Origin of the sequence: Macrococcus bovicus, assembly GCF_004359575.1 — a bacterium.
Lineage (GTDB): Bacteria > Bacillota > Bacilli > Staphylococcales > Staphylococcaceae > Macrococcus > Macrococcus bovicus.
Window position 1 is genome coordinate 15,810 of the sequence record NZ_SCWF01000003.1, and the last position, 25,761, is coordinate 41,570.

The following is a 25,761-nucleotide window of genomic DNA, read 5'->3' on the forward strand; positions in this document are numbered from 1 at the left end:
TAATGGATAAAAATGGAATTTATAATGGTAACTTTTTGTAAAATGAGAGGTAAAGTATTATAATGGTATGGCAACAACAACTTGAGGAGTGATAGCAATGAATAAATGGAGCAGATTAGTTGGAGCAGGTATGATTGCTTCAACACTAGTAGCGGGTACAGTCGTGACTGAACAGCCGGCTCAAGCGAAAACTGATACTGTCCAGAAGCCATACTATAACTATAAAGGCTATACGAAATACGACGGCGGGTTTGTACTTGATAAGTATTTTGTTTCAGCACTGAATAATGAGAATTTCACGCTTAACGGCTATAAAGTGGCGCCAGATGCCAAAGTAGGTGGCGAAGGTCAGAAATCAGAAGTATTTGGCACGACTATTGTAAAAGATAACAAAGGCAAGGTCAGTACGATTGAGTTTACAGTGAAAAAAGGAACAATCTCTCAGGCGGATTTTAAGAAAGCACATAAAGATAATCGACTTGTGAGAACAACGACCAGCAAAACAGGTGAGACTTTCCTGAAATATAAAACTAAAAATGGTGGTTATCTTGCAGCGTTTGACGCGAAGGGCTATCTGACAGGTATGTCAATCTACAGCTAAAGGCTGAATAGAGAACCGGAGTAGACACTCCGGTTTTTTTAATACAGATAGCCGGCTATAACTAGCTCTACAAGTTATGCTACAACTTTTACGGTATCATGAAAAATAACACATTAAAGGGGGATATCATGGAAATCTGGGATGCATATGATAGGGACTTAAATCATCTTGGGACAACTCTGACGCGAGGAGAGCCGATTCTGCAGAACCAATACCACATTGTCGTTGAAGTGACATTAAGACATCAAGATGGCTCTTTTCTCGCGATGCAGCGAGACTGGAGTAAACATGGGGGACCGGGGCTGTTTGAAATAACAGCGGGAGGCAGTGTTCTACACGGAGAAACAATCGAAGCGGGCGCTATGCGTGAGCTGCAGGAAGAGACGGGGATCACTGTCACAGAACTTATCCCCCTTTACAACACGTCAAATGACGTCAACCAGACCCATTATTTCGGCTATCTAGCTGAAACAGATGTATCCAAAGACAGCGTCACTTTGCAGGAAACTGAAACAATCGATTACAGATGGATAGAACCTGACAAACTGGCTGAATTTATCGCTTCTGACAGAGTGGTAAATGGTACAAAAGAGCGTGTCTGGCCGCAAATAGAAGATCTATTATGAAAAAAATCATGATAATTGGTTCCGGTGGTGCCGGTAAATCAACCTTAGCCCGAAAACTCGGTGACAGACTGAATCTGCCTGTCTTCCATCTCGACGCCTATATGTGGAAACCGAACTGGACGTTATCCACCCGAGAAGAACAGAAAGACATTCAGTCAGCGTTGATGACATATAGAGAATGGATCATAGACGGCAACTATTCCGGTACGATGGATATCCGAATCAATCAAGCAGATACGATTATTTTTCTCGATATCAGCAGAAGAATCTGTCTTTATCAAGTCATTAAACGGTACCTCACGCATCGTCACACTGTAAGACCTGATATGGCAGAGGGCTGCGAAGAAAAGATAGATAGAGAGTTCCTGCAGTGGGTCTGGAATTATCCACGTGATAAAAGACCTGGTATTATCCAGAAATTGAATCATCTTAAAAGTGAAAAGCAGGTTATTATTCTTCATTCACCGCAGCAGATAGAACAATGGATCCGTCATCTATAATTTTAAATAAAACGGGTATAGCTGATAGAAGACTCTTTTAAGGAGTCACATATATAGCTCTGATGGATGGACGATTAAAAATGAGACACAATATCCAGTTTATTATCGACGAAGAACAGCGGATGATACCAATCAGAGAAAATAATATAGAGGAGCTGAAATCATGAATTACGGTAGCGACTATAAATCGATTCCCATGACTTCTATTGCAAGTGGTCATACGACTGAAGTAAAATCAGGTGTTACCCAGCATACATTGCAGATGGTTAATATTTTCCTTGTCGAGAATATAGACGGCTCATTTGTACTGATTGATGCCGGCATGCCGAATAAGGCACAGGCAATTATCGAGTTGGTTGAACAGCATTACGGCAAAGGTGCCAAACCACAGGCTATTCTGCTGACACATGGTCATTTTGATCACGTTGGTTCTATTATTGAGCTCATTGAAGAATGGCAGGTGCCTGTCTATGCGCATCCTCTCGAGCTTCCTTATCTGACGGGTCAGACTGCTTATCCAGATGCAGATCCTCTTGTTGAGGGAAGCTCTTCAGGCCGACTGTCATTTATCTTTCCGAAAGAACCAATTGATCTCGGGACTCATGTTCGGGCACTGCCGCAGGATGGTACGGTTCCTTATCTGGACGATTACAAATGGCTTCATACACCGGGTCATACACCTGGACATGTCTCATTCTATAATGACAGCGAAGGACTACTGATTGCAGGCGATGCCATGACGACAACCGATCAGGATTCGCTCTACAAAGCGATGAGTCAGAAACATGAGTTGAACGGTCCGCCGAGATATTTCACACCAGACTGGCAGGACGCAAAAGAATCTGTCCGTAAACTGAATGCACTGAAGCCGAAAATTGCTGTGACAGGTCATGGCATGCCAATGGCAGGAGAGACACTCGCAACTAACCTACAGGAACTTGCAGAGCAATTTGATAGACTTGCTAAACCGAAGCATGGTAAATATGTCTAACATCGTCAACACTCGAAATTAGTGTTAAAATAAAAGCAATAAGCATATCGAGGTGAATGTATGTCATCAACAAAAGAATCCTATAATTTCAGGGATATCCGTCCCCTTAAACTAGGGGAAGAAGTAGGAAACTCTGTCTCGCATGGTGTACCGGCGCTTTTGATTTTATTGTCATTGCCATACTTTGCGGTTAAGACTTATTTGATGGGTGGCATGGTACTGTCTCTCGGGATTTCAGTTTTTCTCATCAGTATTTTCCTGATGTTCCTGTCGTCCTGTGTCTATCATCTCATGCCGAATCATTCTGTTCATAAATATGTCATGCGTATTATCGACCATAGTATGATCTATGTCGCGATTGCAGGGACCTATACACCGATTGCATTAAGCATAGTCGGCGGCACATTAGGCTGGACGATTATGGTGATTCAGTGGGTTGTCACTATAGGAGGCATCGTATATAAAGCAACTGCGAAGAATGTGAATCCGAAAATAAGTCTGACCTTATACTTAGCAATGGGCTGGCTGGGCATTATCCTTTTCCCGAGTCTCATCGGTAAAGTCAGTATGGAATTTGTTCTCTTGATTGTGGCAGGTGGACTTGCTTATTCCATCGGTACCTGGTTCTATGCCCAGAAGTCGCGTCATTATTTCCATATGATCTGGCACTTCTTCATTCTGTTTGGTGCAGCTTTTCATTTTATTGCACTTTTATACTTCATATAAAATCAAACGATATTAAAATAGACCCCCGCATGTTGAATTTTGTAGTTCAACATGCGGGGGTCTGCCAAAGACAGAGATGTCCTTATTTAATGCCATATTGATTTTTGATTGCTTTAGTCTGCTGATAGCTCATATAAGCAGAATAGAGCAGCAACGCACTGAATATACCAGAGAACAAGATGCCATAAACGACATTAAAAATCAGTGTGATAGTGAAGAGGAACATCAGCAGCATGAGAAGGCTGATAGAGAAGTTGATCACTTGTGGCAGTGTGAATTTTCTCATCCATTTAGAGTTCAGGTTGGATATCATCAGCTGATTGATGACGAGTCCGATGATGCCAAGATACATAATGGGTGACATGAGGCCTGCAAGATTACCGGCCTGAATAGCCTGATACGTGGCATAGATCTGATAGAGTGTGAAGGCAGCAATCAGTATAATAGTAATATAAATTCTTTTATCCATAAGTCCTCCTAGAGAAATGTGTATCACTAGATTATCACGGTTAGAAACTAATTGAAAGAAATGTCCAAAGGTGCTTGGCTGTAGAAGAATCGTTTGCTATAATAGTAAGACATCAGCTTAATATCTGCACCCTTAGTTCAGCGGGAGAATACTTGCTCGACAAGCAAGGGGTCGGCGGTTCGAATCCGTCAGGGTGCACTACTAACCACTTATCTAATGATAAGTGGTTTTTATATTGTCAATGATGTCATTGCACAACCGATATCATTTTAAACCCAATCCCATTGATAGAGTTATAGAAAATAAGGGACACATCGAGCTATTTAGCAGATGATACCATAAATGATAAAAGAATTCATAAAAGGCTATTCCCACTAAAACTTTTTCAAGTTATAATAAATTAACTAACTAAAAGGGGAATTCAGATGAAGAAACTAATCGTATTTCTGGCAGTATTTGTACTTACATTTGTATTAGTGGAACAAGCAGATGCCGCTGAACTTGGACAGGTCAACTTAAAAAGCAAATCTACCATTACAGCGATGAAAAATGGCACGATGAAGTTCAAAGGTGTTAAACTGGGGAATACAGTGGGATATGCCAAAACTAAATGGGGTAAAGGCTACGAAGGCGTGACAAGTCTTTATAAATATTATGACTACAGCATGCTCTTTGAATCAGATGATGACTCAGAGGACTACGATACAGTAGGTGCGTACTTCACAGGCAAACGCGGCATGAAAATCTCACAGTATCAGCTTGAATCTTTCGAATACTACGGGTCATCAACAACTCTCAAATTCAAGGATATGCAGAAATACTGGGGTAAACCAGCGTTTCATTTTGTATCCGCAGGTGAAGAACATTATGTGTATGGACAGACAGCACTGGTCTATGATGATTTAGATGGACAGTTCCTTGGATATAAATATTTAAATAAAGCGGTCATGAAAGAAACAAAACAAGCATTTTCTAAATAAAAATAACTGATGAAAACCTGCCGGGTAAAGTAGACGCTTTTACCAGGGAGGTTTTTAATGTTTAATGATCTGTTTTTTGCATCCTATTTTATTTCAGCTTTCAATTAATTCATTTTCTAGCACTTACTAGTCGGGTATAAGTTATTTCTATAAATTATTTATTAATAGTGTAAAATCTATTTCTTTTCTTATAAATGACTATATAATGGAATTATTAAAATTAAATGGGGGATTTATCGATGAAAAAATTAATGACGAGCCTTGTTGCTGCTTCAGTCCTAATTCTGCCTATAGCAGGTCATCATGCTTCTGCTGCTACTAAAACACCGTCTTACACATTGCCGAGTGTGACAAATGCAACAGTTGCTAAGCAGCTGAAAGAGGGAACGTACATCTATAAACGTTCGGACGGCAGAAAAATTAAAATGGGCGATACTTTCGGTACACTGCGTACAACTTATGGCGATCCTAAGTTTTTCACGACAAACCGGACAGCTAAAATTTCAAATTTCACAGCCACTTATGGATATTCGACAACACCTGTCAAATTTGCAGGTGATGTAAGCAAGGGTCTCTATAATTTTGATACGGCACCTATCGAAATGATGGTTTTCAACTACAATAACAAATATACGCTGGATACGATTCAGAAAGTGTATGGTGAGGCACCCCTGATTAAGAAGATGTCAGATGTTCAGTATAACTATTATTACAGCAATAGTTTCTACCTTACTTATTATAAGGTGGATGGCGTTCTGAAACTGAACTCGATGACCTACTATAAGCTGCTTAACAACTAAAGAGCGATAAAAAAGTTCACTATGTTCTGTAAAAATCTCATAATGATTTAGAGATGGAAGCTTCTTGGCTTCTGTCTCTTTTTTATTCAAAAAAAATTTATTTCATTTACATCTATAAATGCATATGTTATTATTCCTTAGTAACTTTATCGGAATAATAGGAGGAAAATTTATGTGGTTAATCATAAGTGGTCTGCTGGTCGGTGGTATGCTTGGTTTCGTCATGCAGCGTACGCGCTTTTGTCTGACTGGCGGCTTTAGAGATATGTATGTGCAGAAGAACAACAAAATGTTTTATGCATTACTCATTGCAATTACGATTCAAGGTATCGGATTATGGATCTTATCATTGTTCAACATCGTACAGTTACCTTATGAATCATTTTCGGTCATCGGAACAATCATCGGTTCATTCGTCTTTGGGATTGGGATTATTTTAGCAGGAGGATGCGCGACAGGTACGTGGTATCGTGCAGGTGAAGGATTGATTGGCAGTTGGATTGCGCTTGGCATGTATGCTCTTTTTGCGGCCATCACAAAAGCCGGCGTGTTAAAGCCGTTCTTGGACAAAATGAATAGTGTGACTGTAGTTAATTCGAATGTCAGTCAAGTAACCGGCATTCCGTACTGGCTGCTAATATTAGTGTTAGGACTTATTACATTATTCTGTGTCAGAAAAGAGCTGACTAAACCTAAACCGAAGTTTGCAGTACCTACCCTGAAGCCAAAGTTTACAGGTGTGAGACATCTGTTCTTTGAGAAGAAGTATCATCCGTTTATGGCCGCAGTGGCTATCGGTCTGATTGCTCTTATCGCCTGGCCGGTGAGTATTTCAACTGGACGTAATTACGGCCTCGGTATTACAACACCATCTGCTCATTTACTGCAGTTTCTAGTCAATGGAGATACGAAGCTACTGGACTGGGGGGTCTACTTAGTCCTTGGTATTTTTATCGGGTCATATATTGCAGCGCGCGGTTCACGTGAATTTAAATGGCGACTGCCTGATAAGATCACAATCAGAAACAGTGCAATCGGCGGAGCATTTATGGGTATCGGTGCTTCGCTTGCAGGTGGCTGTTCGATTGGTAATGGTCTGGTGTCTACTGCGACCATGAATGCACAAGGCTGGTTATCTCTATTATTCATGATTCTCGGCACATGGTTTATGAGTTATTTCTTATTTGTAAAACCGATGCGACAAAATAAAAAGGTATCAGTCAAACCACAGACTGCTTAAGGAGAGATGAGATGTTATACGAATTAGGTACAGTAGGAATGGTCTGTCCATTCCCGTTAATTGAAGCACAGAAGAAAATGGAAGAACTGAATCCAGGCGACGAACTGAAAATCGACTTCGACTGCACACAGGCAACAGAAGCGATTCCAAACTGGGCGGCCGAACAGAACTATCCAGTAACGAACTACGAACAATTAGATGATGCATCGTGGACAATCACGGTTCAGAAAGCATAGCAGTGAGAGAGAAGTTTCATCGCTTCTCTCTTTTTAATTTCCATTTTCTTATATTATGGTGCATATTGGAGGGACTGTTGATGTGACTTCACCTGAATTCCATGACTATTTCTTCTTTGAGAATCATACGAATGACTTTGCTGATATTAAGGCGGGTATGACGATCGATGAGATTGCGGATATCTATGGTCGGCCGACTGAAGATGGTCAGGACGGGCACCAAGGCGGCTATTATAAATTTGGGGATATTGCAGTTTCGATGATAAATCCAACCGATAAAATAGCCATCAATCCAAGCCGAAAAATCTCTAAAGACCAAGTGCTTGAACTTTACGGGGAGCCGACAGAACAATCTAATGAAGAGCCGATGGGTGATATGTTTATCTACAATACCAATCCGACTAATGGCTACCAGACCCGGATTATGTTTGATGGTAGCGGTTATGTATCAGCTATGCTGAACGAACCGGAGGAACTATAAAGTGAGAGTGAATGTTTCATTATGGCATTCAGGAAGATAAAACTAAACATGGGCACTAGAGCGCGAGCATACTTCTATCAATTTAACTAGCAAAAAAGCTGCAATTATCCTGCAGCTTTTTTATTATGCTGTTTGTAGAGCTTATTCAAATAATGTTTATGGCTATTTTTGATGAGGTAAAAATAAAGAAGAGTAAGATTATTCTGATGAAAGTCCAAATAATAATTTCTTGAATTAGAATCTAACAGCTTACACAAATATGAAGGCTTCCTGAAAAATAGTGAATTGTCATCTGAAAGGAGGACGAGCCTCGTGAAATCTGGCAAGCACGTTCATGTGAAGATGACCCGTGTGAAGAAAAGGTCTAGCATCAGAAGTTATTAAAAATGCGTCCATGACAAGATTGTCATAGACGCATTTTTATTAGTCTTCCATATAGGCTTCTTTTAAAGAGGTGTCTCCTGCAAACTTATGAAGTACCATGTTTTTAACTTTAGGATTGAGGAGACGCGCCATGCCGCTCTGATACATCGGTGCGATTGCAGCATCTTCCAGAAGGATAGATTCTGCTTGCTGTAAAGTGGTCCAGCGTTTTTCTGGTGTTGCGAGCAGCGGACCTTTAGCATCTTTAACCAGTTGGTCGAATTCTTTGTTAGACCAGCCTGTCTCATTGTTAGGACCATCTGTCAGGAACATGTCGACATAAGTCATAGGGTCTGGATAATCGGCACCCCAGCGACCAAATGCTATCTCATAGTTCATTTTAGATTCGAGGCTTAGCTTCTGTTTGAATGGTTGCTGTTTAATCGTTAAGGTTACACCTGGTAAGTTTGTTTCAATTTGTTCTTTGACATATTCAGCATCCTTCTTGGCCGTATCCTGATCGTAAGTTAAGTATTCAAACTCAAATTTATCTTTACCGAGTTCTTTTTTAGCTTGTTCATATAGTTTCTTGGCTTCTTCTTTGTCATAGTTAAGCGGCGACTTAACGCCTTCAACATAATCTTTACCGTCTGGCCCTGTCACAAATTCAGTCGGCGTCAGGACATCTGTTGCCTTAGAGCCATTGTTCAGCAATTTCTCAACATATTTTTCCTTATCAATAGATTTTGCCATAGCGAGACGCAGATTCTTGTTTTTAAGTTCAGGTACTTTATCCTGATTGAAACGGATAAAGTAAGTACGTGCCTCAAGCTGTGCATCGAAACCTTTTTCATTTTTGTATTTACTCACCTGTTCTGCAGCAAGCTGTACGACATCAAGCGCACCTGTCGTATAGAGACTGGCTGCCGTCTGCTGATCTTTTACGACCGCATAATTGATTTTTTTAAGTTTCACTTTATCTTTATCCCAGTAGTTCTTGTTAGGCTCAAGGACATAATTTTTCTCAACATTCCATTCTGATAAAACAAACGGCCCATTATAAAGGGTGGTATCTGCTTTAATCCCGAAGTTCTTGCCTTGTTTCTCAACGAACTTCTGATTCTGCGGATAGAATGTTCCAAATGCGAGCAGTTCCTGGAAGTAAGGGACGTTTGTGTTGAGATCAATTTGCAGCGTGTGATCATCTATTGCCTTAACACCTAATTCTTCCGGCTTCTTCTTCCCTAAATTGACATCTTCTGCGTTTTTGATGTCATACATGATATAGGCATATTCGGCACCTGTATCAGGATTAAGCGTACGCTGCCATGAATATACGAAGTCTTGTGCAGTGACAGGATCACCATTGGACCATTTAGCATCTTTGTTCAGCTTGATAGTCCATGTCTTGCCGTCCTTTGATTTTTCAGGATCTCCTTCAGCAACACCGGGAATCGCTTTATCTTTATCATCTAAAACATAGAGACCTTCCATCGTCTGATTCATGACGTTGAATGCAACCATATCAGTAGCGAGAGATGAATCCATTGTCGGGATATCAGAAATCGACATGAGTTTAAGTTCCTGTTTAGATCCAGATTTTTTGTTGTCTGAATTCGTTTCTTTATTCCCGTCTGATGAACAAGCAGCCGTCATACTTGAGACGGTCAATAAAGAAGTAAGTAATAATAGCTTTTTCTGCATAAGTTGCACTCCCTTTGACTTAATTATCTGAATATTAAATTTATTATAACGCAATGCAGAATAAATACAATAACAATTTGAATTTTTATGCACAGAAAAGGAGTAGTGCTAAGAGTTTATCAGTGAAGTGTAAAGGGTAAATAATATTATTACTTTTATCACAGGAGGCTACTATGACTGAAGAGAAAAATACCAATGTAGAAGAAATAAAAGAAGAACGCACCAATAAGCGTTTTGAGCAGGATGAAGCTGCTAAGCGACAAGAGGAAGAAACACCTGAAGCAGAAAAGAAAAACTTTATTTAAACTACCCGCAGAATAACTGCTGTTCACAAAGATTGAGTAATGAATGTTAGAACAATCTAGATGATCCAGCAGACAATAAGCGCCAAAAAACCGACTATTTATTAATAGTCGGTTTTTTAACAAGGTCGGACAGGAAAGACTGCTGATTTATGCAGAACGGCCAACGAAAAATGGCGAGAAAGTGGTCTCCGAACCTAAACATCCACTTGAACATCGCTATCATCTCATGGATAACCTTAAGGTTCTGGCAGAATCCTGGTATGTCATCGGTATCGTCATTATTCTGACGCTTATATTTATTATCTTTTTGCGGCAAGAGAAGGAGAAATAATTATTGAGATTTTGTAAAGATGCCGCTAAAACGTTTAAAAAAGAGGCATATGTCGTATAGTATCAGTGAAGATAAATTCTGCAAGGGGGTAATGAACATGATGACATTTATTTCTGTTGCATTACCCAAAAAAGCATCACAGCGCCTGCTGTGATGCTTTTTATATACGTTTTTGTCTTCGGTAGGTCATGATTTTTGAAATACTGTAGAGAATGAGTCCTGTCCAGATCAGTCCGAATGTAATAAGGTGGGTGATAGTAAACTGCTCATTGAACAGAAAGACACTTTGGATCAGCATAAGTGTCGGTCCTATGTACTGCAGAAAACCGATTAATGATAACGGGATGCGACGTGCGCCCGCTGTAAACATGATCAGCGGAATCGCAGTCAGCGCACCTGAGAACAGCAGAATAAAGCTGTCCTGATTCATACCGAAATGACTCATATTAATGCTTTTCAAGTAAACCAGTCCTATTAATGCGAAAGGTAAGGTGAACAGACATTCAAGCAGAATGGTATAGATGGCATCGATTCGGATATTCTTTTTCAGGAGACCGTAAATTGCGAAAGAAGCAGCAAGCAGCACAGAAATATAAGGAAATACACCGAGCGATAACGTCATATAGAATACACCGGCCGCAGCAAGTGCGATAGCAAGCCATTCCACTTTAGTGAACCGTTCCTTCATGAAGAAAAGACCGAGCAGAATACTCATCAAAGGATTGATGTAATAACCAAGACTCGCCTGCATCACATGGTCATTCGAGACCGCCCAGATAAAGAGCCCCCAGTTCATAGCGATGACAACGGCCGCAATGAATAGACTGAGTGCCTGTTTCGGTTCGCCGAACAGGCTTTTTGTCTGAATCTTGAGTTCAGATGTCTTACCGAGAAAGAAGACGAGAAGTATCATAAAGACTAGGGACCAGATGATGCGATGCGCTAGAATTTCATAAGACTGGATACCGTCGATCAGTTTCCAGTATAAAGGTAGGACGCCCCACATGACATAACTGCCTGCAGCGTAGAGAATTCCTTTTTGTTCTTCAGACATAATTTCACCTCCTTGCTATCATACCAGAAGAAGTCTGGATGTTTTCTGAAAAAGTTTGTTAGTCAAGAAATTTTTGATTGATCAGTTATTGACGAATGTCGATACAATTGCTATGATTTTAACAACTTAATAAAACTCTTATCAAGAGTGGTGGAGGGATGTGCCCGATGAAACCCGGCAACCAGTCAGTTTGACATGGTGCTAATTCACATAAAGCGATTGCTTTAGAAGATGAGAGAAAGCGGATACTTTCTCTATTTTTTATGGAGAAAGTATTTTTTTTTATTAAAAAATTTGAGGAGGATTCTATGATGAAAAAAGGTTTAGGAATTTTAAGTGCACTCTTATTATCAGTGACGCTTACAGCATGCGGTTCAGCGGATGAAAAAGAGAACGATAAGAAAATCGTAGTTGCGGCATCACCTACCCCGCACGGAGAAGTGGTCAAACATGCAGCTGAGGCGATGGAGAAAAAAGGTTACGACGTTGAAGTTAAAATCGTCAATGATTACAAAGTGCCTAATAAATTACTCGATGAAGGCGATGTAGACGCCAACTTATTCCAGCATGTTCCATATCTTAATGCAGAAAAGAAGACCCATCATTATAAAATTGAGGAAGTCGGCAAAGTATTCACGACACCGATGGGAGTCTATAGTAAAAAATATAAGAATCTAGCTGAAATCCCGGACGGTGCAGAAATCTTTGTCTCCAGTAATCCGGCTGAAGAAGGCCGTTTCCTCTCTTTCTTCGTCAATGAAGGGGTCATCAAGCTGAAGGATGGCGTGAAGATAGAAGATGCCAAATTTACGGATATCGTGGAGAATAAGAAGAATCTTAAATTCAATAATAAGCAGAGTGCAGAATTTCTGCCGAAGACTTATAAGAACGGAGAAGGTGCGGCAGTCATTATGAACTCCAACTATGCAATCGATAATGGTATTATTCCTCATAAAGATGCGATTGCACTTGAGGATAAATCATCCCCGTTCGCGAACATCCTGGCTGTACAGGAAGGGCATAAGGATGATAAAAAGTTTCAGGAGCTGATTAAAGTCCTGCAGTCAGAAGATATGAAAGCTTATATTAACAAGGAATTCGGCAAAGATGTCGTCCCTTATGAGAAGTAAAAAGTGCAAGAGGTTACATCCATAACATCGACCGTCAAAGGTAGGTGTTATTTTTATGTAAATAGCGTGAACAGTGTATTTTTTATTCAGCAGAGGGTATAGCAGAGAGAATGACATTTAGGGAGGTTATACAATGAAAAGAGAGAATATTTCTTATTGGACTGAGTCGGCGAAAGTGACTGATTTTCCTGCACTGGAACAGGATATCAGAACTGAAGTGCTTGTCATCGGGGGGGGGATCGCAGGTATTCTTGCCGCTTACCGTTTAGCTGAAGCGGGTCAAGATGTCACGCTTGTTGAAGGCCGTAAACTGGTGCAGGAGACGACAGCTAATACAACGGCTAAGATCACTGCTCAGCATCACCTCATGTACCAGGAGATTCTGAAGTCTCAAGGAGAAGATAAAGCAAAAGCTTTTTATCAGTCGCAAGTGGATGGGATTAAGGCTATTGAAGATTTAGTTCAGAAACATGCTATAGACTGCGATTTCGAGAAAATGTCCAGTACGCAGGTGACAGATGGCCGCAACGAAAAAGCTATACGCGATGAATATGAGGCTTATCAGACGTTAGGAATCAAGGCGAGATTGCACGAAGAAGATCTAGGTCTGCCATTTAAAACAACACTTGGACTGGAGATGCCGGACCAAGCTCAATTTCATCCGATTAAATTCCTGTCGGGCATGGTCGAAGCAGCTGTGAAAGCAGGCGTTAGTTTCTATGAAGAAACTTTGATTACAGAGCTCGGGAAAATTAAAGCCCTGACTGAAAAAGGTCACACGATTCATTTCGAAAAGGCAGTCATGGCGACGCACTTTCCCGTCAATCACCTGAAAAATAACTATATGTCCCAGCTGCAGATCGAACGTTCTTATATTGTTGCAGCGGATGGCATCGATATTCCACACGGGATGTATCAGACGGTGGACGCACCTAAACGTTCAATCCGCCATTATCATCATGAAGCGGGGATCGGGGTACTGGTGGGTGGTGAGAATCATATCACAGGTGCCAAAGACCGGACTGAAGAGGCGTATGAAAAGCTCGGTGAATTCGCCCAGGAAAACTTTAAAGGTCATATAACGGCACAGTGGTCCGCACAGGATATGATGACGGTGGACCGTATGCCGCTCATCGGTCAGTATGATAAACAGGATCCAAACCTTTATGTGATCACGGGTTTCAATAAGTTCGGGATGGCCACAGCAGCAACAGCAGCCCAGTTGATCAGCGATTTAATCAATCGTCGGCATAATCCATATGAAGCACTCTTCAGACCGGAACGCATCAATACTCTCGGAAATCAGGCGAAAGCACTGGGTAAACAAATCAAAGATGCAGTCAAAGGAGAAACGCTGGCGCTGAAAGATTACAGTACGGACACCTCTGAACTTAAAACCGGAGATGGCGGTATCTTCAATATAGAAGGAAAACTGCAGGCGGTTTATAAAGATGACGAAGGCAATGAGCACCATGTCAGCCCGTTCTGTACGCACCTCGGCTGTGTCGTTAAGTTTAATGGTGCCGAGAAAACATGGGACTGTCCATGTCATGGCTCAAGATTCGATCGGCAAGGTTGTGTGCTGGAAGGACCGGCGACAAAGGATTTAAAATAATCAGGTTCTTTAATCATGTAGTTATGTAATCGCATACTTTTTTCTTGCAAGAGATAAGCGTATAATAGGTAGAAACAAGGTAGGAGGATGCGAAACATGACGAACAAAACCGATGTTATTTTGATTGGTGGCGGTATTATGAGTGCCACTTTAGGGATATTACTTAAAGAGTTGAAGCCGGAGCTGAATATCACTGTCTTTGAAAAACTTGATCAACCTGGACTTGAGAGCTCAAATGCCTGGAACAATGCAGGAACAGGTCACTCTGCTTTATGTGAGCTCAACTATACAAAGGAAGATAAAGACGGCAATGTTGATATATCAAAAGCACTGGATATCAATGAGCAGTTTCAACTGTCAAAACAGCTGTGGGCGCATCTAGTGAAAAAGGGGCTGCTTCAAAACCCGCAGGACTTTATCATGCCGGTGCCGCATATGAGTTATGTTAGTGGTGAGGATAATGTTCACTTCATTAAAAACCGCTACAAGGCATTGACTGACAATCCGCTGTTCCGTGGCATGAAAATAACAGAGGATAGAGAAGAAATGAAACAATGGGTGCCTCTTATGATGGAAGGGCGCGATCCGAATGAAGTGATGGCCCTGACGATGATGGAATCAGGCACTGATATCAACTTCGGCAAACTGACGGAAGATCTGTTTGATGTATTGCAGGCACAAGGGGTGAGCCTGGAATACCGTCATGAAGTGAAAGATTTAAACCGTGTGCAGGGCGGCGGCTGGCAAGTTAAAGTCTATGATGAAGACCGTAAGAAGACAGAGTATCACAATGCTGATTTCGTCTTTATCGGAGCGGGCGGCTACAGTCTGCCGTTGCTGCAGAAGACAGGTATACCGGAATCGAAGCATATCGGCGGTTTCCCTGTAAGCGGACTCTTCCTAGTATGTAAGGATCCGGCTATTGTTGAGAAGCATCATGCCAAAGTCTATGGTAAAGCTAAAATCGGTGCACCGCCAATGTCAGTTCCTCACTTGGATACGCGTTATATTGACGGTGAACAATCACTGTTATTTGGTCCTTACGCCGGCTTTTCTCCTAAGTTCCTGAAAACAGGTTCTTATATGGATCTGATCGGATCAGTGAAGCCGAATAACTTGCTGACAATGCTCTCAGCAGGTGCAAAAGAAATGAAACTGACACAGTATCTGATTGAACAGGTGATGCAGTCTAAAGAACAGCGCATTGAAGAATTAAGAGAATTTGTGCCGAATGCAAAAGCGGATGACTGGGATATCGTAGTAGCGGGGCAGCGTGTACAGGTCATTAAAGATACTGAACAAGGCAAAGGTACACTGCAGTTTGGTACAGAGGTCATCACTTCAGAAGACGGCACAGTGGCAGCACTGCTCGGTGCGTCGCCAGGGGCTTCAACAGCGGCCCATGTGATGCTTCAAGTATTGGTCAAATGTTTTGGCAGTCAGATTCCGAATATTGAAGAACGCCTGAAAGACATCATTCCTTCCTATGGTCAGAAGTTAGGAGATAATGAAGCATTGTTTGAGCAGGTCAACCAGGAAGTGTCAGAGGCACTTAACTTAATACCGAAAAAATAAAAGCAGCCAGACGGCTGCTTTTATTTTGTATCTTCTGATGGAATGAAAGTGAACGTGTAATGTGGAAGTTCAGTCTGCAGTCTTTTTGTCAGGAAGACGCCTTCTTCGTTATGCTTTGTTTCAAGTACTTCGCCACCTGATATGACTTGATTTGTTTCAAGGTCAAGCCATTCACCGTAGCGGTTTGTCCAACGGAATAGATCGTGATCTAATGTATCAGAAATAGGGAATTCAGTGACATCTAAATTAGAATGACAGATTGCACACCAGATAGGATCAGCGCCGTAGTCCGCTGAAACATGGATATGGCTGAGCGTAGCACAATTGCAGAGAGTAGACATGGTAAAAGCTCCTTTTAAGTTGCTATATACAACAAAATTTTAATGATGATACGTTAGATTATTTTTCTTCTTGATATTCCATGATTAGGAACTCCTGCAGGACATCACCGGCAAGCATCAGTTCATAATCCTTCTCAGCAAAACCGCAGCGTTCATATACTTTAATGGCACGTTCATTTGACGATATAACAGCGAGCTGGATGGTTTGACACCCCTGTTCTTTAATGAAGAGAACAGCTGCTTCCACAAATTTTTGTCCAAGCCCTTTACCTGTCAGATCAGGTCTGAGACCGAGGCCGAGTGTACAAGTTCCTTCATTATAATGAAGTTTTAACATACCGACTAGTTCTTGATCTCTATAGACAGTGAAAAAGTCATTTTTACTGTCAAAGTCATCCTTGGTCAGATTGTATAGGTGATAAGGCTTAGGATAACGCCACGACACTATTATGTTCTGTTCATGTGGGGTCATTTTATGCATGCGATACATCAGTATTTCCTCGGATTTAGTTCATCTATTTCTTCTTTAGGATCGTGGCCGTATTGATTAGGTCCTTCCGTGCCATCAAACGTCATAATAATGAGTAAGATAAGCGTGATGAATAGATGAAGGATTTCGATAAAAAACTGAATGTCGATATCGAGGAATCGAGCGGGCAAGGCTGCTGGTAGATGAAGCACAGGCACAATTAATGTGAACCAGCCAGGTATGTTTAAATCCTGAAGTCTTCTGAATGTCACTGAGAAGGTAGGGATAATCAGAATCAAGTTACTGACTAAGTTCATGATGACATACATATGTTCATTATCTAATTTATAGTACATTCCGACTACAACATAGGCAATGGAATAAAGAAGGAGATGGAGACTGGTAGGAACCCAGAACTCTTTACGTCTGGCCCGGTCATGCAAATTAAATGCTTGCGTCCAGAATCGCTTATAAGCTTCCATCGCCGTCATGGTTACAATCAAAAATAACACCTGCTTTCGAATATCTGTCTAAAATATAGCACAGAATGATTTCGTTGCTAAGGTTTGTCTGACAGTTTAAGAAAACTTTAAGGTTCATACATAGAAAGGAAATATACGGGTATAGTTTATCATCATAAAAAAAGAGGGGTTTACATGAAGAAAATATTACTGACTGGTGCTTCTGGCTACATTGGTGCTAACCTGCTTAATGAAATCAAGGATGATTATCAGATTATTGCTGCATCCCGCAGTACTAAAAATAAAGAAAATGAACAGCATGTCGAATGGAAGAAAGTCGACCTGTTCTCTATTAAAGATGTGGAAGAGGCGATGGAAGGTATTGATACTGCGATTTATCTTGTCCATTCAATGCAGCCTTCAGCTAAATTGACGCAGGCTTCATTTGTCGATATGGATGCTATCCTCGCTGATAACTTCGGGCGTGCGGCTAAAAAACAAGGGGTCAAGCATATCATCTTTATGAGTGGTATTATGCCGCATGAAAAATCTGAGGATTTATCAGATCATCTGCGCAGTCGCTTAGAATGTGAAAAGATTCTTGGTTCATATGGCGTACCCGTGTCAACGTTACGGGCGGGACTCATCATCGGACCGAAAGGCTCGTCATTCCCGATCCTGAAAAAATTAACTGAACGTCTGCCGGCACTTGTGCTGCCTAAATGGGCATACAGCAAAACGGCACCCGTTGCTTTAAAAGACGTCGTTAAAGGGCTGGCTGCTCTGATTGAACGTCGTCCCGAGAAAAATGAATCCATTGATATTTTCAACGATGTAACAGATTATAAAGGCATGTTTAAAGCGACCGCAAAAGTCATGGGTAAAAAACTGCCGATGATGGATCTGCCGATTATTCCGGTCTCCATCACTAAACCGATTGTCAGTCTGATTACCGAAGAGCCGAAGGAACTGGTGTATCCGCTTCTTGACAGCCTCGTCCATGACATGGTGCCTTCAAAGGAAAATTATGTTGAAGGTATTACGAATGCGCCTACTCCACTGGATGAAAGTATTAAAACCGCCATCGAGGAAGATAAAGAAGATAAAAAGAAATCTAAAAAGTCGAAGTCCATTGGGCAAGCGCTGAAAAAAAGTGATGTTAAGTCAGTTCAACGTATTACGATTCCATCATCCTGGTCCATCGATCAGACAGCTAATTATTATATGAACTGGCTATCCCGTATTGGTATGTCATTTATTAACACGGCAATCGATGGCGATACGTTATCCATCAGCCTGCCTATTTTCAAGGATCCGATTCTGATTCTGCAGAAAAATAAGGATTATTCAGATGATGACCGGGTTTTATTCATGATTAAAGGGGGTAAATTCTCTAAAGCAGTCAAAGAAGGCGAAGAGAGAAGAGCACGCTTAGAGTTCCGTAGAATCCTGGATACTAATGAATGTATTATTGCGATTCATGAATATGAGCCGACATTACCATGGTTTATCTATAAACTGACTCAAGCACGTATTCATTTAATTGTGATGACATTGTTTGGCTGGGAAACTAAAATCCTTGAGAAGACTTTAGATTCCACTTATTTGGTCGACAAAGGGAAGAAAACAAAAGAAGCTTAAGTCATCTTTGTAATATAATTGGTAGAAATTTGAATTAATAAATATGATAAAAACCGCAATAAACCTTATTAGAATAAGGTTTATTGCGGTTTTGCTGTTTATTACATAGCTGATCAGTCATTGTAACATTTAGCCGTTAAACATATCACTTATGTAACAAATATATAACAACGCCCCATTTTCAAAGTTTAAATGCTAATATAAATTCATCGCAAAGCGCTGATAAATGACGCAGCACTTATTAAAAAATTACAAATTCATTCAACTGAATTTCTGGAGGATATTATATAATGAAAAAGACAGTACTTACTTTAACAACTTTAGCTGGCCTTGCAACATTAGGTTCTCACCATGCAGACGCAGCAGCTCACACTATCGATGAAGTGAATAATGGTCAAGCTGAATCGCCAGCAGTATCATCTAACCAATCATACAGCTACACATATGTAGTTAACCAAGATGGTTCAAGAACTTATAACTACTCAAACGGCTTCAACCGTACAGCTGCAGTTCAAGCACCAGCTGTTGCAGCTCCAGCAGCTAATTTAGATCGTGTCTCATCTTCTGATACAGCTGCAGCACCTGTTGCTAAAAAAGCAGTAGCTACAACTGCTTCAGTTAATAACAACGTTGCGGCAATCGCAAACAGCATGGCAGCAAGCCGTTCATACGTATACGGTGGTAATTCATCTACTGTTGTTGACTGTTCTGCATTTGCTCAGCAAGTATTAGCAGCAATGGGTAAATCAATTCCACGTACAACTTGGGCTCAAATGGCAGCAGGTACACCTGTCTCAACTCCACAACCAGGTGACTTAGTCTTCTTCAACGGTGGTTCACACGTTGGTGTCTATATTGGTAACGGCCAGATGGTTGATGCATTAAATCCATCAGCTGGTGTCGGTCAACGTGCAGTATCATATATTGATGGTTCTATTACAGGTTACTATCGCTACTAATTAAAAGCTTAAGGCCGGATATCTCTAAGATATCCGGCTTTTTAATGCTTTCACCAGTTCTTTACCTACTTTTTGAGCAGAAGTTGGATTCTGTCCAGTAATAATCCGCCCGTCTGTCCGCACATATTCTTTCATTGGACGTTTAGCCTTATATTTAGCTCCTGCTTCTTCCAGACTGTCTTCTGCCAGGAAAGGCACATGTTTTTTAGTGCGATTTAAACGCTCTTCAAGGTTACTGAAACCTGTTACTTTCTTCCCTTTGATTAAGCGCTGACCTGTTGTTGTGTCCAGTAGATTAACAAGGCCGACAATTCCGTGACAGACGCCTGTCACATAGCCACCGTCCTGATAGATCTGCTCTGCAATCTGCTGAAGTTCCATATTATCTTTGAAGTCCCACATAGTGCCATGTCCACCTGTGTAATAAATCGCTGCATAATCTGCCGGATTGATATCAGCTGGTTTTAGAGATTCCGCGAGGGCACGGCGCTGAAAATCTGCGTCGCCATACCATTTAAAGTCGATGTCATCAGCTGTCGGCATGCTGGAAGGATCAATCGGTACAAAGCCGCCCTTTGGACTGACATAATCGATTTCATAGCCTGCTTCTGCAACCACCTCTACAAACTGTGCTGCTTCTCCTAGCCATAAGCCGGTCGCACGATTAATATCTTGATATTTTTCAGTATTGGTCAAGACAACAAGAATTTTTTTCATGATAGTTTCACTCCTTTGTTATTTTATACCCGATAATGTCGTATTCATGCTTCATCTGTAGTAGAATGAACAAAAATATGAGGTGATGACCGTGTGGGAAATAAGAAAAATTGACGAATTATCGACGAGAGAATGGTATGATATCACAAGACTTAGGGTAGATACGTTTGTCGTGGAACAGCAATGTGCCTATAGAGAAATTGATGACCAGGATCTTGCGGCTCTCCATGTTACAAAATTTGACGACGGCTTAGAAGCCTATGCCCGAATCATTGAAGGTGATGACCTTTATATTGGCCGTGTCATTGTCAATCAGAAATTTCGGGGAAAAGGCTTATCACGGGAACTGATGACGGTCTGTCTGAACTATATTGATGAACATTATGCGGGCAAGACCGTAAAATTACAGGGCCAGGCGCATCTCGCTGATTTTTATCGTTCATTCGGTTTCGCAGAGACGTCTGTTATTTACTTTGAGGATATGATTCCACATGTTGATATGGAGCGTACTTATGAAAAAAATCTATAAAAGCGACTTTACATTATGGGATGAGAAACTGGTGCTCTGCTCTACTGATCAGGGTGTCTGCTCACTCAGCCATACCATGCCGACTATTGCAGAGGCTACGTGGGTCACTGGAGAAGCGGCAGATCAGAAAAATCATATCTATATGGAGGACTTGCTGGCCTATGCGGCAGGTGCAAGAACAGCATTCAACTGGTCGTATGATCTGACAGGCACACCATTTCAGCTGGAAGTATGGAATGCACTTCAGACCATCCCGTACGGCACAACGCGGACATACAGTGATATCGCTGACATGATTGGACGGCCACAAGCTGTTCGTGCAGTGGGCGGTGCAATTGGACGCAATCCCGTCCTGATTTCCGTTCCCTGTCACCGTGTGATCGGAAAAAATGGTAAACTAACAGGCTTCTCAAGTGGTCTTCATCTAAAAAGAATATTGCTGGATATTGAAGCTGTCCCTTATAATGATTGAGAGAATAAATGATAATGAAGGAGAATAACGCATGACTTTGCCCTTATGCCCGCAGTGCGGCTCTGAATATACTTATGAGGATGGAATGAATTATGTCTGTCCGATGTGTGCGCACGAGTGGCCCATACATGCAGATGAAGAAGAAGCGGTAATAATCAGAGATGTCAACGGTAATGAACTCGCAGACGGGGATTCAGTCACTGTCATCAAAGATCTAAAAGTAAAAGGTGCTTCTTCTGTGATTAAACAAGGCACAAAAGTTAAGAATATCCGTTTGGTCGATCCTGAAGATGGTCATGATATTGACTGTAAAATAGAAGGCTTTGGTCAGATTGGTCTGAAATCGTCAGTCGTCAAAAAATTATAAAGTTCAGAGGTATGGCGAGGATGCAGCATGTTATATTAGTTGTCAACACTTCTCAGGCTGCCTGATAATAAGAGTAAATTTACTCATTTGAAGTATTAGGTATTAAGGTGAGGATATGTTACAATATAAATGCTGAAAAAGAAGGAGGATCATCAATTGAAAGAACAAATTGAAGTTCTGATTCTGAACGGTGAGTTTGAGCGTGTCAGGCAGTTGATGACCGATAATGATTTCCTGGATTTTGAAGAGGCATTCATTGGAGCGGCTCAGAATACAGAATCTGTTATGTTCTATACCTTTATTGTAGAAGTGATGAAAGAACAGGAAAGTGCGGAACTTCACGATCTGGCATTTTTATTACTGGTTTATCCGCTCAGTGAAGTGACCGATGCATTCAAAGCAGCCTATTATCATGCTGAACGCTCTGCTGGATTGACCGAATACAAGGAGATCAAAAGCTTGCTGCAGCTCTTATTCCTATACACGGTACCGGAGCCTGTCCTGACGGATAGACAGGCTTATCAAGTGGCAAAGGAAATTCTGAAGCTGGATCCGCATAATAAGATTGCAAGAGATCTCATGAAAAGAGCAGTTAAAAAAATGGATGCCGGCGTTGTGGATATCAATGATCTTGGCCGTTCTCAAAACGCATAAAATCCTCGGATGACTCATCCGAGGATTTTTCTATTCTTCCAGCCAGAGTTCAACTGGAACAATGACCGGAAACATACCGCGGTCTTCAGTTATTTTTGTGATAATAGCAGAAGCTTTAGAGAATAATGGAACGGCATACATCTTTTCGTTGCTCAGAAGCTCCTGAAGCACATCAGCAGAAGGATCATCACTTTTCACAATAATCGTCGCCTGGATGACGCCATCTACTTGCGTGCCAAAATGGCCGAACATGAAGTTGAGGGTGAACTCAAAAATCTCGTTATCCTCAGGATGCTGTTCAATATCGATACGGTGCATTTTAGTGATTTCAGGAGAATGCTGCTCGAAATCTCGGACATGCAGCTCTTTTAAATGCATATGTACTACTTGTTTATGTAATTCCATAGTCAAGCTCCTCTCAAGTTGATGTACCTCCTTATTATAACCTATCTCTTCATAAAATGTTTATTCATGACTAAGCCGGGTAAACAAGAGATTGTGTTTTGAGTTTTTATTTCAATTTAGGAGGAGATGTAGTGTCGAAAAATACAGAAGCAGTTAAAATCGGATCAGCCTATGTGGGCGTAGTGGTCGGAGCGGGATTTTCCACTGGTCAGGAAGTTTTGAAGTTTTTCACGAACTATGGTACTTATAGTTATTTAGCTATTCTGATTGCGGGGCTGATGCTGACATTCTTTGGGCGTCAGATCTCAAAAATCGGGAATGCACTGGATGCAGAAGATCATGTCGGTGCGATTCATTACTTATTTGGTGAAAAATTTGGAAAAATCATTGACTATATCTTGATTTTCTTTCTTTATGCCTTATCAGTCGTTATGATTGCCGGGGCCGGAAGTACAGCACATGAAAGCTTTGGTGTACCGACATGGCTCGGCTCACTGCTGATGATGCTCGCTGTCAGCTTTACGTTGTTAATGGATTTCAATAAAATAGTCGGTGCACTTGGCATGGTGACACCGTTTCTGATTACTGTTGTAACGATTATCGCTGTCTATTTCTTCTTTAATGGGACCGTACCATTCAGCGAAGTGAACGAGCATATTGATGTTTCCAGACAACCGACGCATCTATGGTGGTGGGATGGTATTCTCTACGGTGCCCTTGCATTCTCAACGGCCTTCAGTATGATGACTGCGATTGGTGGAGACGCAAGCCGTAAAGTAGTAGCCGGGCGTGGCGGTTTAATCGGCGGTCTCATCCTGTTAGTGTTAATTTTGATGGTGAATTCAGGATTGCTCGCTGAACTGGATAAAGTCAATCAGGCAGCGATTCCAACCATCTTACTGGGACGGGAGATTCACCCGATTATCAGCGTTGCGCTGAGCATCATTATGTTGCTTGTCATCTACAATACTATCGTCGGTTTGATGTACTCATTCGTCGCTCGGTTCACTACACCTTATTCAAGAAACTATAAACTCCTGCTCTTTGGTTCAATGATCATCGGCTACGGTTTAAGTTTCGTTGGTTTTGTAGAATTAGTAGATGTTATTTACCCGCTGATGGGTTACGTCGGACTTGTCTTATGTATGGGTATCACCGTGAAATATTTTCTGCGTAAACGTAAAGGGAAGAAACATATTGCATAATTCAGAGATATAGGGTGAGAACCCTGTATCTTTTGTGCTTGAAATGGGTAAATGTTAAAATGAAATGAAGAATGAGTGGAGGTAGAATGATGCGAGTGTTATTGACGGGCGTTAGCGGTTATATTGGAAAACATCTTTATGAGTCCTTACATATGGAGCACGACCTGGTTGTCTTATCGCAGTATAAACAGGCTTATGAGGATGTCAGCTGGATGAGAGGAGATATCTTTGCGCTTGAAGATGTGATAACAGCGATGAAAGACATTGATATTGCTGTCTACTTCCTGGATCCGACCAAACGGTCATCCAAAACGATGGAAGCGTCCTACAATGATATGAACGCTCTCGCGGCCGATAACTACGGCCGTGCAGCAGAAGCGATGAACGTGAAAGAAATCATCTATGTGGCAGGTGCAGTGGAGGACGATGAAACGCTGAGAATCCTACGCTCCTATCAGACACCCGTCAGAGTGACGCATACAGCCATCAGACGTAAAGGCATGCTCGCGCGGTTTCAAAGTGCGAGAAGAGATGATGTCAGGATTATCAGACGTTTCAAGATACCGGCATCATGGACGCTTGAAAAGTTTACGGCACATTACTTCGACTATTATAAGAATGTTCTGCCGGGACTATCCAATGTTGAGATTGATGAGAACTCATATTATCTGCAAGGTGCTAAAAGAGACTTGATACATCTTAAAAGACGCACAGCTTTGTCCAACAATGACCGCCAGATATTTGATATTGCAGGCGGGGAACTGGCGACAATAAGACATCAGCACACCGGCACACTTGAGTTCCGGCGAATGCTCGGGACGGAAGAAATCATGGTCTGCATCCATCGCTATGAGCCTTCTAAATCGTGGTTATTCTATCAGCTTCTCCAGGCACCATTTCATGCCTTGACCATGCGTATATTTGAAGTGGAGATGCGAATAGAGAAGTTCAATGAAGAACAGCGGAACGGTCAGACTAAGACATATACACCCCATCGATAACTATAAAATCTATTCTGAAAGTGTCAGAATAGATTTTTTGTTTCTTTGACGCTTTAATTTAGCAATATATCAAAAAAATTAATATTATCACTACAAAATTTACTTAAACTTTACAAAAAGGTATCGTTTCTTTTTATTTTGTTTTACACTAATAGATGTTGTGAGATTATTCCACATAATTCTAGGAGGATTTTCATGTTTACGAAGAAGAAAGATAAGTTTATATTACAGCTGGAAGATATGGCTGAGAATCTGAAACGTGCATCTGTTGTGTTTGGCGATATGTCTTTCCATCATGCATTTGATCTCAAGAAGTATGCTGACAATATTAAGTCATACGAAAAACATGGTGATGATTTAATGCAGCAGATGATTTCAGACCTCAATCAGACATTCATCACACCGATTGAACGCGAAGATATTCTGGCATTAGGTAATGCAATTGATGATGTCATGGATGGCATGGAAGAGACGTCTGCCATGTTCGAGATGTATTCAATAGAGTATACTGATGACTTCATGAGTGAATTCGTTAAAAATATTCAGGCATGTACAGATGAAATAAAAATGGCTGTTGATTTAATCGGTACAAAAAAATTCTCTCATATTCGTGTCCATTCAATGAATATCAAAGATCATGAAACCATTTGCGATAATATTTTACGTCAGTCGATTAAACATATTCTTTCTGTTGAAACAGACCCTGTTACCATCATGAAAATCAAGGATATCTATCAGGCACTTGAAAATATTGCGAACAAGTGTCAGACAGTGGCCAACAATCTTGAATCAATCATTATGAAAAATAGTTAG

Annotated in this window: 32 protein-coding genes, 1 tRNA gene and 1 riboswitch; of the genes, 25 read left to right on the plus strand and 8 right to left on the minus strand. The window is 41.2% G+C overall.

Annotated features, from left to right (window positions below; genetic code table 11):
* Nucleotides 1-97 precede the first annotated feature (97 nt).
* The 5 genes from isaB to trhA all read left to right on the plus strand — a co-directional run bounded on the left by isaB (nucleotide 98) and on the right by trhA (nucleotide 3,444).
* Nucleotides 98-601, plus strand: a complete 504-nt coding sequence (gene isaB / locus ERX55_RS03860; protein WP_133451289.1) for an immunodominant staphylococcal antigen IsaB family protein — start codon at nucleotides 98-100, stop codon at nucleotides 599-601.
* Nucleotides 602-729: 128 nt separating this feature from the next.
* Complete coding sequence (locus ERX55_RS03865; protein ID WP_165983695.1) at nucleotides 730-1,227, plus strand: NUDIX hydrolase; 498 nt, start codon at nucleotides 730-732, stop codon at nucleotides 1,225-1,227.
* Nucleotides 1,224-1,727 carry a DNA topology modulation protein gene (locus ERX55_RS03870; RefSeq protein ID WP_133451291.1) on the plus strand — a complete coding sequence of 168 codons (504 nt, stop codon included), beginning with the start codon at nucleotides 1,224-1,226 and terminating at the stop codon, nucleotides 1,725-1,727. The genes ERX55_RS03865 and ERX55_RS03870 overlap by 4 nt, the downstream gene beginning before the upstream one ends.
* Before the next feature lie 163 nt (nucleotides 1,728-1,890).
* Complete coding sequence (locus ERX55_RS03875; RefSeq protein ID WP_133451292.1) at nucleotides 1,891-2,718, plus strand: MBL fold metallo-hydrolase; 828 nt, start codon at nucleotides 1,891-1,893, stop codon at nucleotides 2,716-2,718.
* A gap of 60 nt (nucleotides 2,719-2,778) precedes the next feature.
* Nucleotides 2,779-3,444, plus strand: coding sequence for a PAQR family membrane homeostasis protein TrhA (gene trhA / locus ERX55_RS03880; RefSeq protein WP_133451293.1), 666 nt, complete (start codon nucleotides 2,779-2,781; stop codon nucleotides 3,442-3,444).
* Between the two features lie 82 nt (nucleotides 3,445-3,526).
* Here the strand turns inward: trhA and ERX55_RS03885 are convergent, their stop codons facing one another.
* Nucleotides 3,527-3,913, minus strand: a complete 387-nt coding sequence (locus ERX55_RS03885) for a hypothetical protein (protein WP_133451294.1) — start codon at nucleotides 3,911-3,913, stop codon at nucleotides 3,527-3,529.
* Between the two features lie 126 nt (nucleotides 3,914-4,039).
* Here ERX55_RS03885 and ERX55_RS03890 point away from each other — a divergent pair.
* From ERX55_RS03890 to ERX55_RS03915, 6 genes are all read left to right on the plus strand, one after another.
* Nucleotides 4,040-4,111, plus strand: a tRNA-Val gene (locus ERX55_RS03890).
* Between the two features lie 227 nt (nucleotides 4,112-4,338).
* On the plus strand, nucleotides 4,339-4,893 hold the full coding sequence (locus tag ERX55_RS03895; RefSeq protein WP_133451295.1) for a hypothetical protein: 555 nt from the start codon (nucleotides 4,339-4,341) through the stop codon (nucleotides 4,891-4,893).
* Nucleotides 4,894-5,132: 239 nt separating this feature from the next.
* On the plus strand, nucleotides 5,133-5,693 hold the full coding sequence (locus ERX55_RS03900; RefSeq protein WP_133451296.1) for a hypothetical protein: 561 nt from the start codon (nucleotides 5,133-5,135) through the stop codon (nucleotides 5,691-5,693).
* Nucleotides 5,694-5,865: 172 nt separating this feature from the next.
* Nucleotides 5,866-6,933 carry a YeeE/YedE family protein gene (locus tag ERX55_RS03905; RefSeq protein ID WP_133451297.1) on the plus strand — a complete coding sequence of 356 codons (1,068 nt, stop codon included), beginning with the start codon at nucleotides 5,866-5,868 and terminating at the stop codon, nucleotides 6,931-6,933.
* Between the two features lie 11 nt (nucleotides 6,934-6,944).
* Nucleotides 6,945-7,169 carry a sulfurtransferase TusA family protein gene (locus ERX55_RS03910; RefSeq protein WP_133451298.1) on the plus strand — a complete coding sequence of 75 codons (225 nt, stop codon included), beginning with the start codon at nucleotides 6,945-6,947 and terminating at the stop codon, nucleotides 7,167-7,169.
* A gap of 82 nt (nucleotides 7,170-7,251) precedes the next feature.
* Nucleotides 7,252-7,650: a hypothetical protein gene (locus tag ERX55_RS03915; protein ID WP_165983696.1), complete on the plus strand. Its 399-nt coding sequence runs from the start codon at nucleotides 7,252-7,254 to the stop codon at nucleotides 7,648-7,650.
* A 423-nt stretch (nucleotides 7,651-8,073) separates the two neighbouring features.
* Here ERX55_RS03915 and ERX55_RS03920 read toward each other — a convergent pair whose 3' ends face one another.
* Nucleotides 8,074-9,717, minus strand: a complete 1,644-nt coding sequence (locus ERX55_RS03920; protein WP_133451300.1) for a peptide ABC transporter substrate-binding protein — start codon at nucleotides 9,715-9,717, stop codon at nucleotides 8,074-8,076.
* 173 nt (nucleotides 9,718-9,890) lie between these two features.
* On the opposite strand from ERX55_RS03920, the gene ERX55_RS11610 reads away from it, so the two are divergent.
* Both ERX55_RS11610 and ERX55_RS11390 read left to right on the plus strand, forming a co-directional pair.
* The gene (locus tag ERX55_RS11610; protein ID WP_279512551.1) at nucleotides 9,891-10,022 is read left to right on the plus strand and encodes a hypothetical protein; all 132 of its coding nucleotides are present in this window, start codon (nucleotides 9,891-9,893) and stop codon (nucleotides 10,020-10,022) included.
* 181 nt (nucleotides 10,023-10,203) lie between these two features.
* Entirely contained in the window at nucleotides 10,204-10,353 is a 150-nt protein-coding gene (locus ERX55_RS11390) for a hypothetical protein (protein WP_165983697.1), read from the plus strand.
* A 160-nt stretch (nucleotides 10,354-10,513) separates the two neighbouring features.
* Here ERX55_RS11390 and rarD read toward each other — a convergent pair whose 3' ends face one another.
* Nucleotides 10,514-11,410 (minus strand): EamA family transporter RarD, encoded by an 897-nt coding sequence (gene rarD, locus ERX55_RS03925; protein WP_133451301.1) that lies wholly within the window; start codon nucleotides 11,408-11,410, stop codon nucleotides 10,514-10,516.
* 132 nt (nucleotides 11,411-11,542) lie between these two features.
* Nucleotides 11,543-11,645, plus strand: a riboswitch (SAM riboswitch).
* A gap of 73 nt (nucleotides 11,646-11,718) precedes the next feature.
* On the opposite strand from rarD, the gene ERX55_RS03930 reads away from it, so the two are divergent.
* From ERX55_RS03930 to mqo, 3 genes are all read left to right on the plus strand, one after another.
* Nucleotides 11,719-12,537, plus strand: coding sequence for a MetQ/NlpA family ABC transporter substrate-binding protein (locus tag ERX55_RS03930; RefSeq protein WP_133451302.1), 819 nt, complete (start codon nucleotides 11,719-11,721; stop codon nucleotides 12,535-12,537).
* Between the two features lie 133 nt (nucleotides 12,538-12,670).
* Nucleotides 12,671-14,152, plus strand: coding sequence for an FAD-dependent oxidoreductase (locus ERX55_RS03935; RefSeq protein ID WP_133451303.1), 1,482 nt, complete (start codon nucleotides 12,671-12,673; stop codon nucleotides 14,150-14,152).
* A gap of 87 nt (nucleotides 14,153-14,239) precedes the next feature.
* Nucleotides 14,240-15,727, plus strand: a complete 1,488-nt coding sequence (mqo, locus tag ERX55_RS03940) for a malate dehydrogenase (quinone) (protein ID WP_133451304.1) — start codon at nucleotides 14,240-14,242, stop codon at nucleotides 15,725-15,727.
* A 20-nt stretch (nucleotides 15,728-15,747) separates the two neighbouring features.
* On the opposite strand, the gene ERX55_RS03945 is transcribed toward mqo, so the two are convergent.
* The 3 genes from ERX55_RS03945 to ERX55_RS03955 are packed head-to-tail and all read right to left on the minus strand — an operon-like array spanning nucleotide 15,748 to nucleotide 17,040.
* The gene (locus ERX55_RS03945) at nucleotides 15,748-16,068 is read right to left on the minus strand and encodes a hypothetical protein (protein WP_133451305.1); all 321 of its coding nucleotides are present in this window, start codon (nucleotides 16,066-16,068) and stop codon (nucleotides 15,748-15,750) included.
* 58 nt (nucleotides 16,069-16,126) lie between these two features.
* A complete protein-coding gene (locus ERX55_RS03950; RefSeq protein WP_165983698.1) occupies nucleotides 16,127-16,549 on the minus strand; it encodes a GNAT family N-acetyltransferase in 423 nt (140 codons plus the stop codon).
* A gap of 8 nt (nucleotides 16,550-16,557) precedes the next feature.
* Nucleotides 16,558-17,040, minus strand: a complete 483-nt coding sequence (locus ERX55_RS03955; RefSeq protein WP_133451307.1) for a DUF805 domain-containing protein — start codon at nucleotides 17,038-17,040, stop codon at nucleotides 16,558-16,560.
* A gap of 153 nt (nucleotides 17,041-17,193) precedes the next feature.
* Here ERX55_RS03955 and ERX55_RS03960 point away from each other — a divergent pair, with 153 nt between their 5' ends.
* Nucleotides 17,194-18,639, plus strand: coding sequence for an NAD(P)H-binding protein (locus tag ERX55_RS03960; RefSeq protein ID WP_133451308.1), 1,446 nt, complete (start codon nucleotides 17,194-17,196; stop codon nucleotides 18,637-18,639).
* 383 nt (nucleotides 18,640-19,022) lie between these two features.
* The gene (locus ERX55_RS03965; protein ID WP_243721449.1) at nucleotides 19,023-19,598 is read left to right on the plus strand and encodes a C40 family peptidase; all 576 of its coding nucleotides are present in this window, start codon (nucleotides 19,023-19,025) and stop codon (nucleotides 19,596-19,598) included.
* A gap of 24 nt (nucleotides 19,599-19,622) precedes the next feature.
* Here the strand turns inward: ERX55_RS03965 and ERX55_RS03970 are convergent, their stop codons facing one another.
* A complete protein-coding gene (locus tag ERX55_RS03970) occupies nucleotides 19,623-20,318 on the minus strand; it encodes a type 1 glutamine amidotransferase domain-containing protein (protein WP_243721457.1) in 696 nt (231 codons plus the stop codon).
* Between the two features lie 88 nt (nucleotides 20,319-20,406).
* On the opposite strand from ERX55_RS03970, the gene ERX55_RS03975 reads away from it, so the two are divergent.
* From ERX55_RS03975 to ERX55_RS03990, 4 genes are all read left to right on the plus strand, one after another.
* Nucleotides 20,407-20,844 (plus strand): GNAT family N-acetyltransferase, encoded by a 438-nt coding sequence (locus ERX55_RS03975; RefSeq protein ID WP_133451311.1) that lies wholly within the window; start codon nucleotides 20,407-20,409, stop codon nucleotides 20,842-20,844.
* On the plus strand, nucleotides 20,828-21,316 hold the full coding sequence (locus ERX55_RS11615; protein ID WP_279512552.1) for a methylated-DNA--[protein]-cysteine S-methyltransferase: 489 nt from the start codon (nucleotides 20,828-20,830) through the stop codon (nucleotides 21,314-21,316). Before ERX55_RS03975 ends, ERX55_RS11615 begins: the two co-directional genes overlap by 17 nt.
* A 31-nt stretch (nucleotides 21,317-21,347) precedes the next feature.
* Complete coding sequence (locus tag ERX55_RS03985) at nucleotides 21,348-21,683, plus strand: zinc ribbon domain-containing protein YjdM (RefSeq protein ID WP_133451313.1); 336 nt, start codon at nucleotides 21,348-21,350, stop codon at nucleotides 21,681-21,683.
* 156 nt (nucleotides 21,684-21,839) lie between these two features.
* On the plus strand, nucleotides 21,840-22,337 hold the full coding sequence (locus ERX55_RS03990) for a hypothetical protein (RefSeq protein WP_133451314.1): 498 nt from the start codon (nucleotides 21,840-21,842) through the stop codon (nucleotides 22,335-22,337).
* A 30-nt stretch (nucleotides 22,338-22,367) separates the two neighbouring features.
* On the opposite strand, the gene ERX55_RS03995 is transcribed toward ERX55_RS03990, so the two are convergent.
* Nucleotides 22,368-22,742 (minus strand): hypothetical protein, encoded by a 375-nt coding sequence (locus tag ERX55_RS03995; protein ID WP_133451315.1) that lies wholly within the window; start codon nucleotides 22,740-22,742, stop codon nucleotides 22,368-22,370.
* A 131-nt stretch (nucleotides 22,743-22,873) separates the two neighbouring features.
* Here ERX55_RS03995 and ERX55_RS04000 point away from each other — a divergent pair, with 131 nt between their 5' ends.
* The 3 genes from ERX55_RS04000 (at nucleotide 22,874) to ERX55_RS04010 (ending at nucleotide 25,761) form a co-directional block, all read left to right on the plus strand.
* Entirely contained in the window at nucleotides 22,874-23,947 is a 1,074-nt protein-coding gene (locus ERX55_RS04000; RefSeq protein WP_133451316.1) for a YkvI family membrane protein, read from the plus strand.
* An 89-nt stretch (nucleotides 23,948-24,036) separates the two neighbouring features.
* Nucleotides 24,037-24,948 (plus strand): NAD-dependent epimerase/dehydratase family protein, encoded by a 912-nt coding sequence (locus ERX55_RS04005; RefSeq protein ID WP_165983699.1) that lies wholly within the window; start codon nucleotides 24,037-24,039, stop codon nucleotides 24,946-24,948.
* 195 nt (nucleotides 24,949-25,143) lie between these two features.
* The gene (locus ERX55_RS04010) at nucleotides 25,144-25,761 is read left to right on the plus strand and encodes a DUF47 domain-containing protein (RefSeq protein WP_133451318.1); all 618 of its coding nucleotides are present in this window, start codon (nucleotides 25,144-25,146) and stop codon (nucleotides 25,759-25,761) included.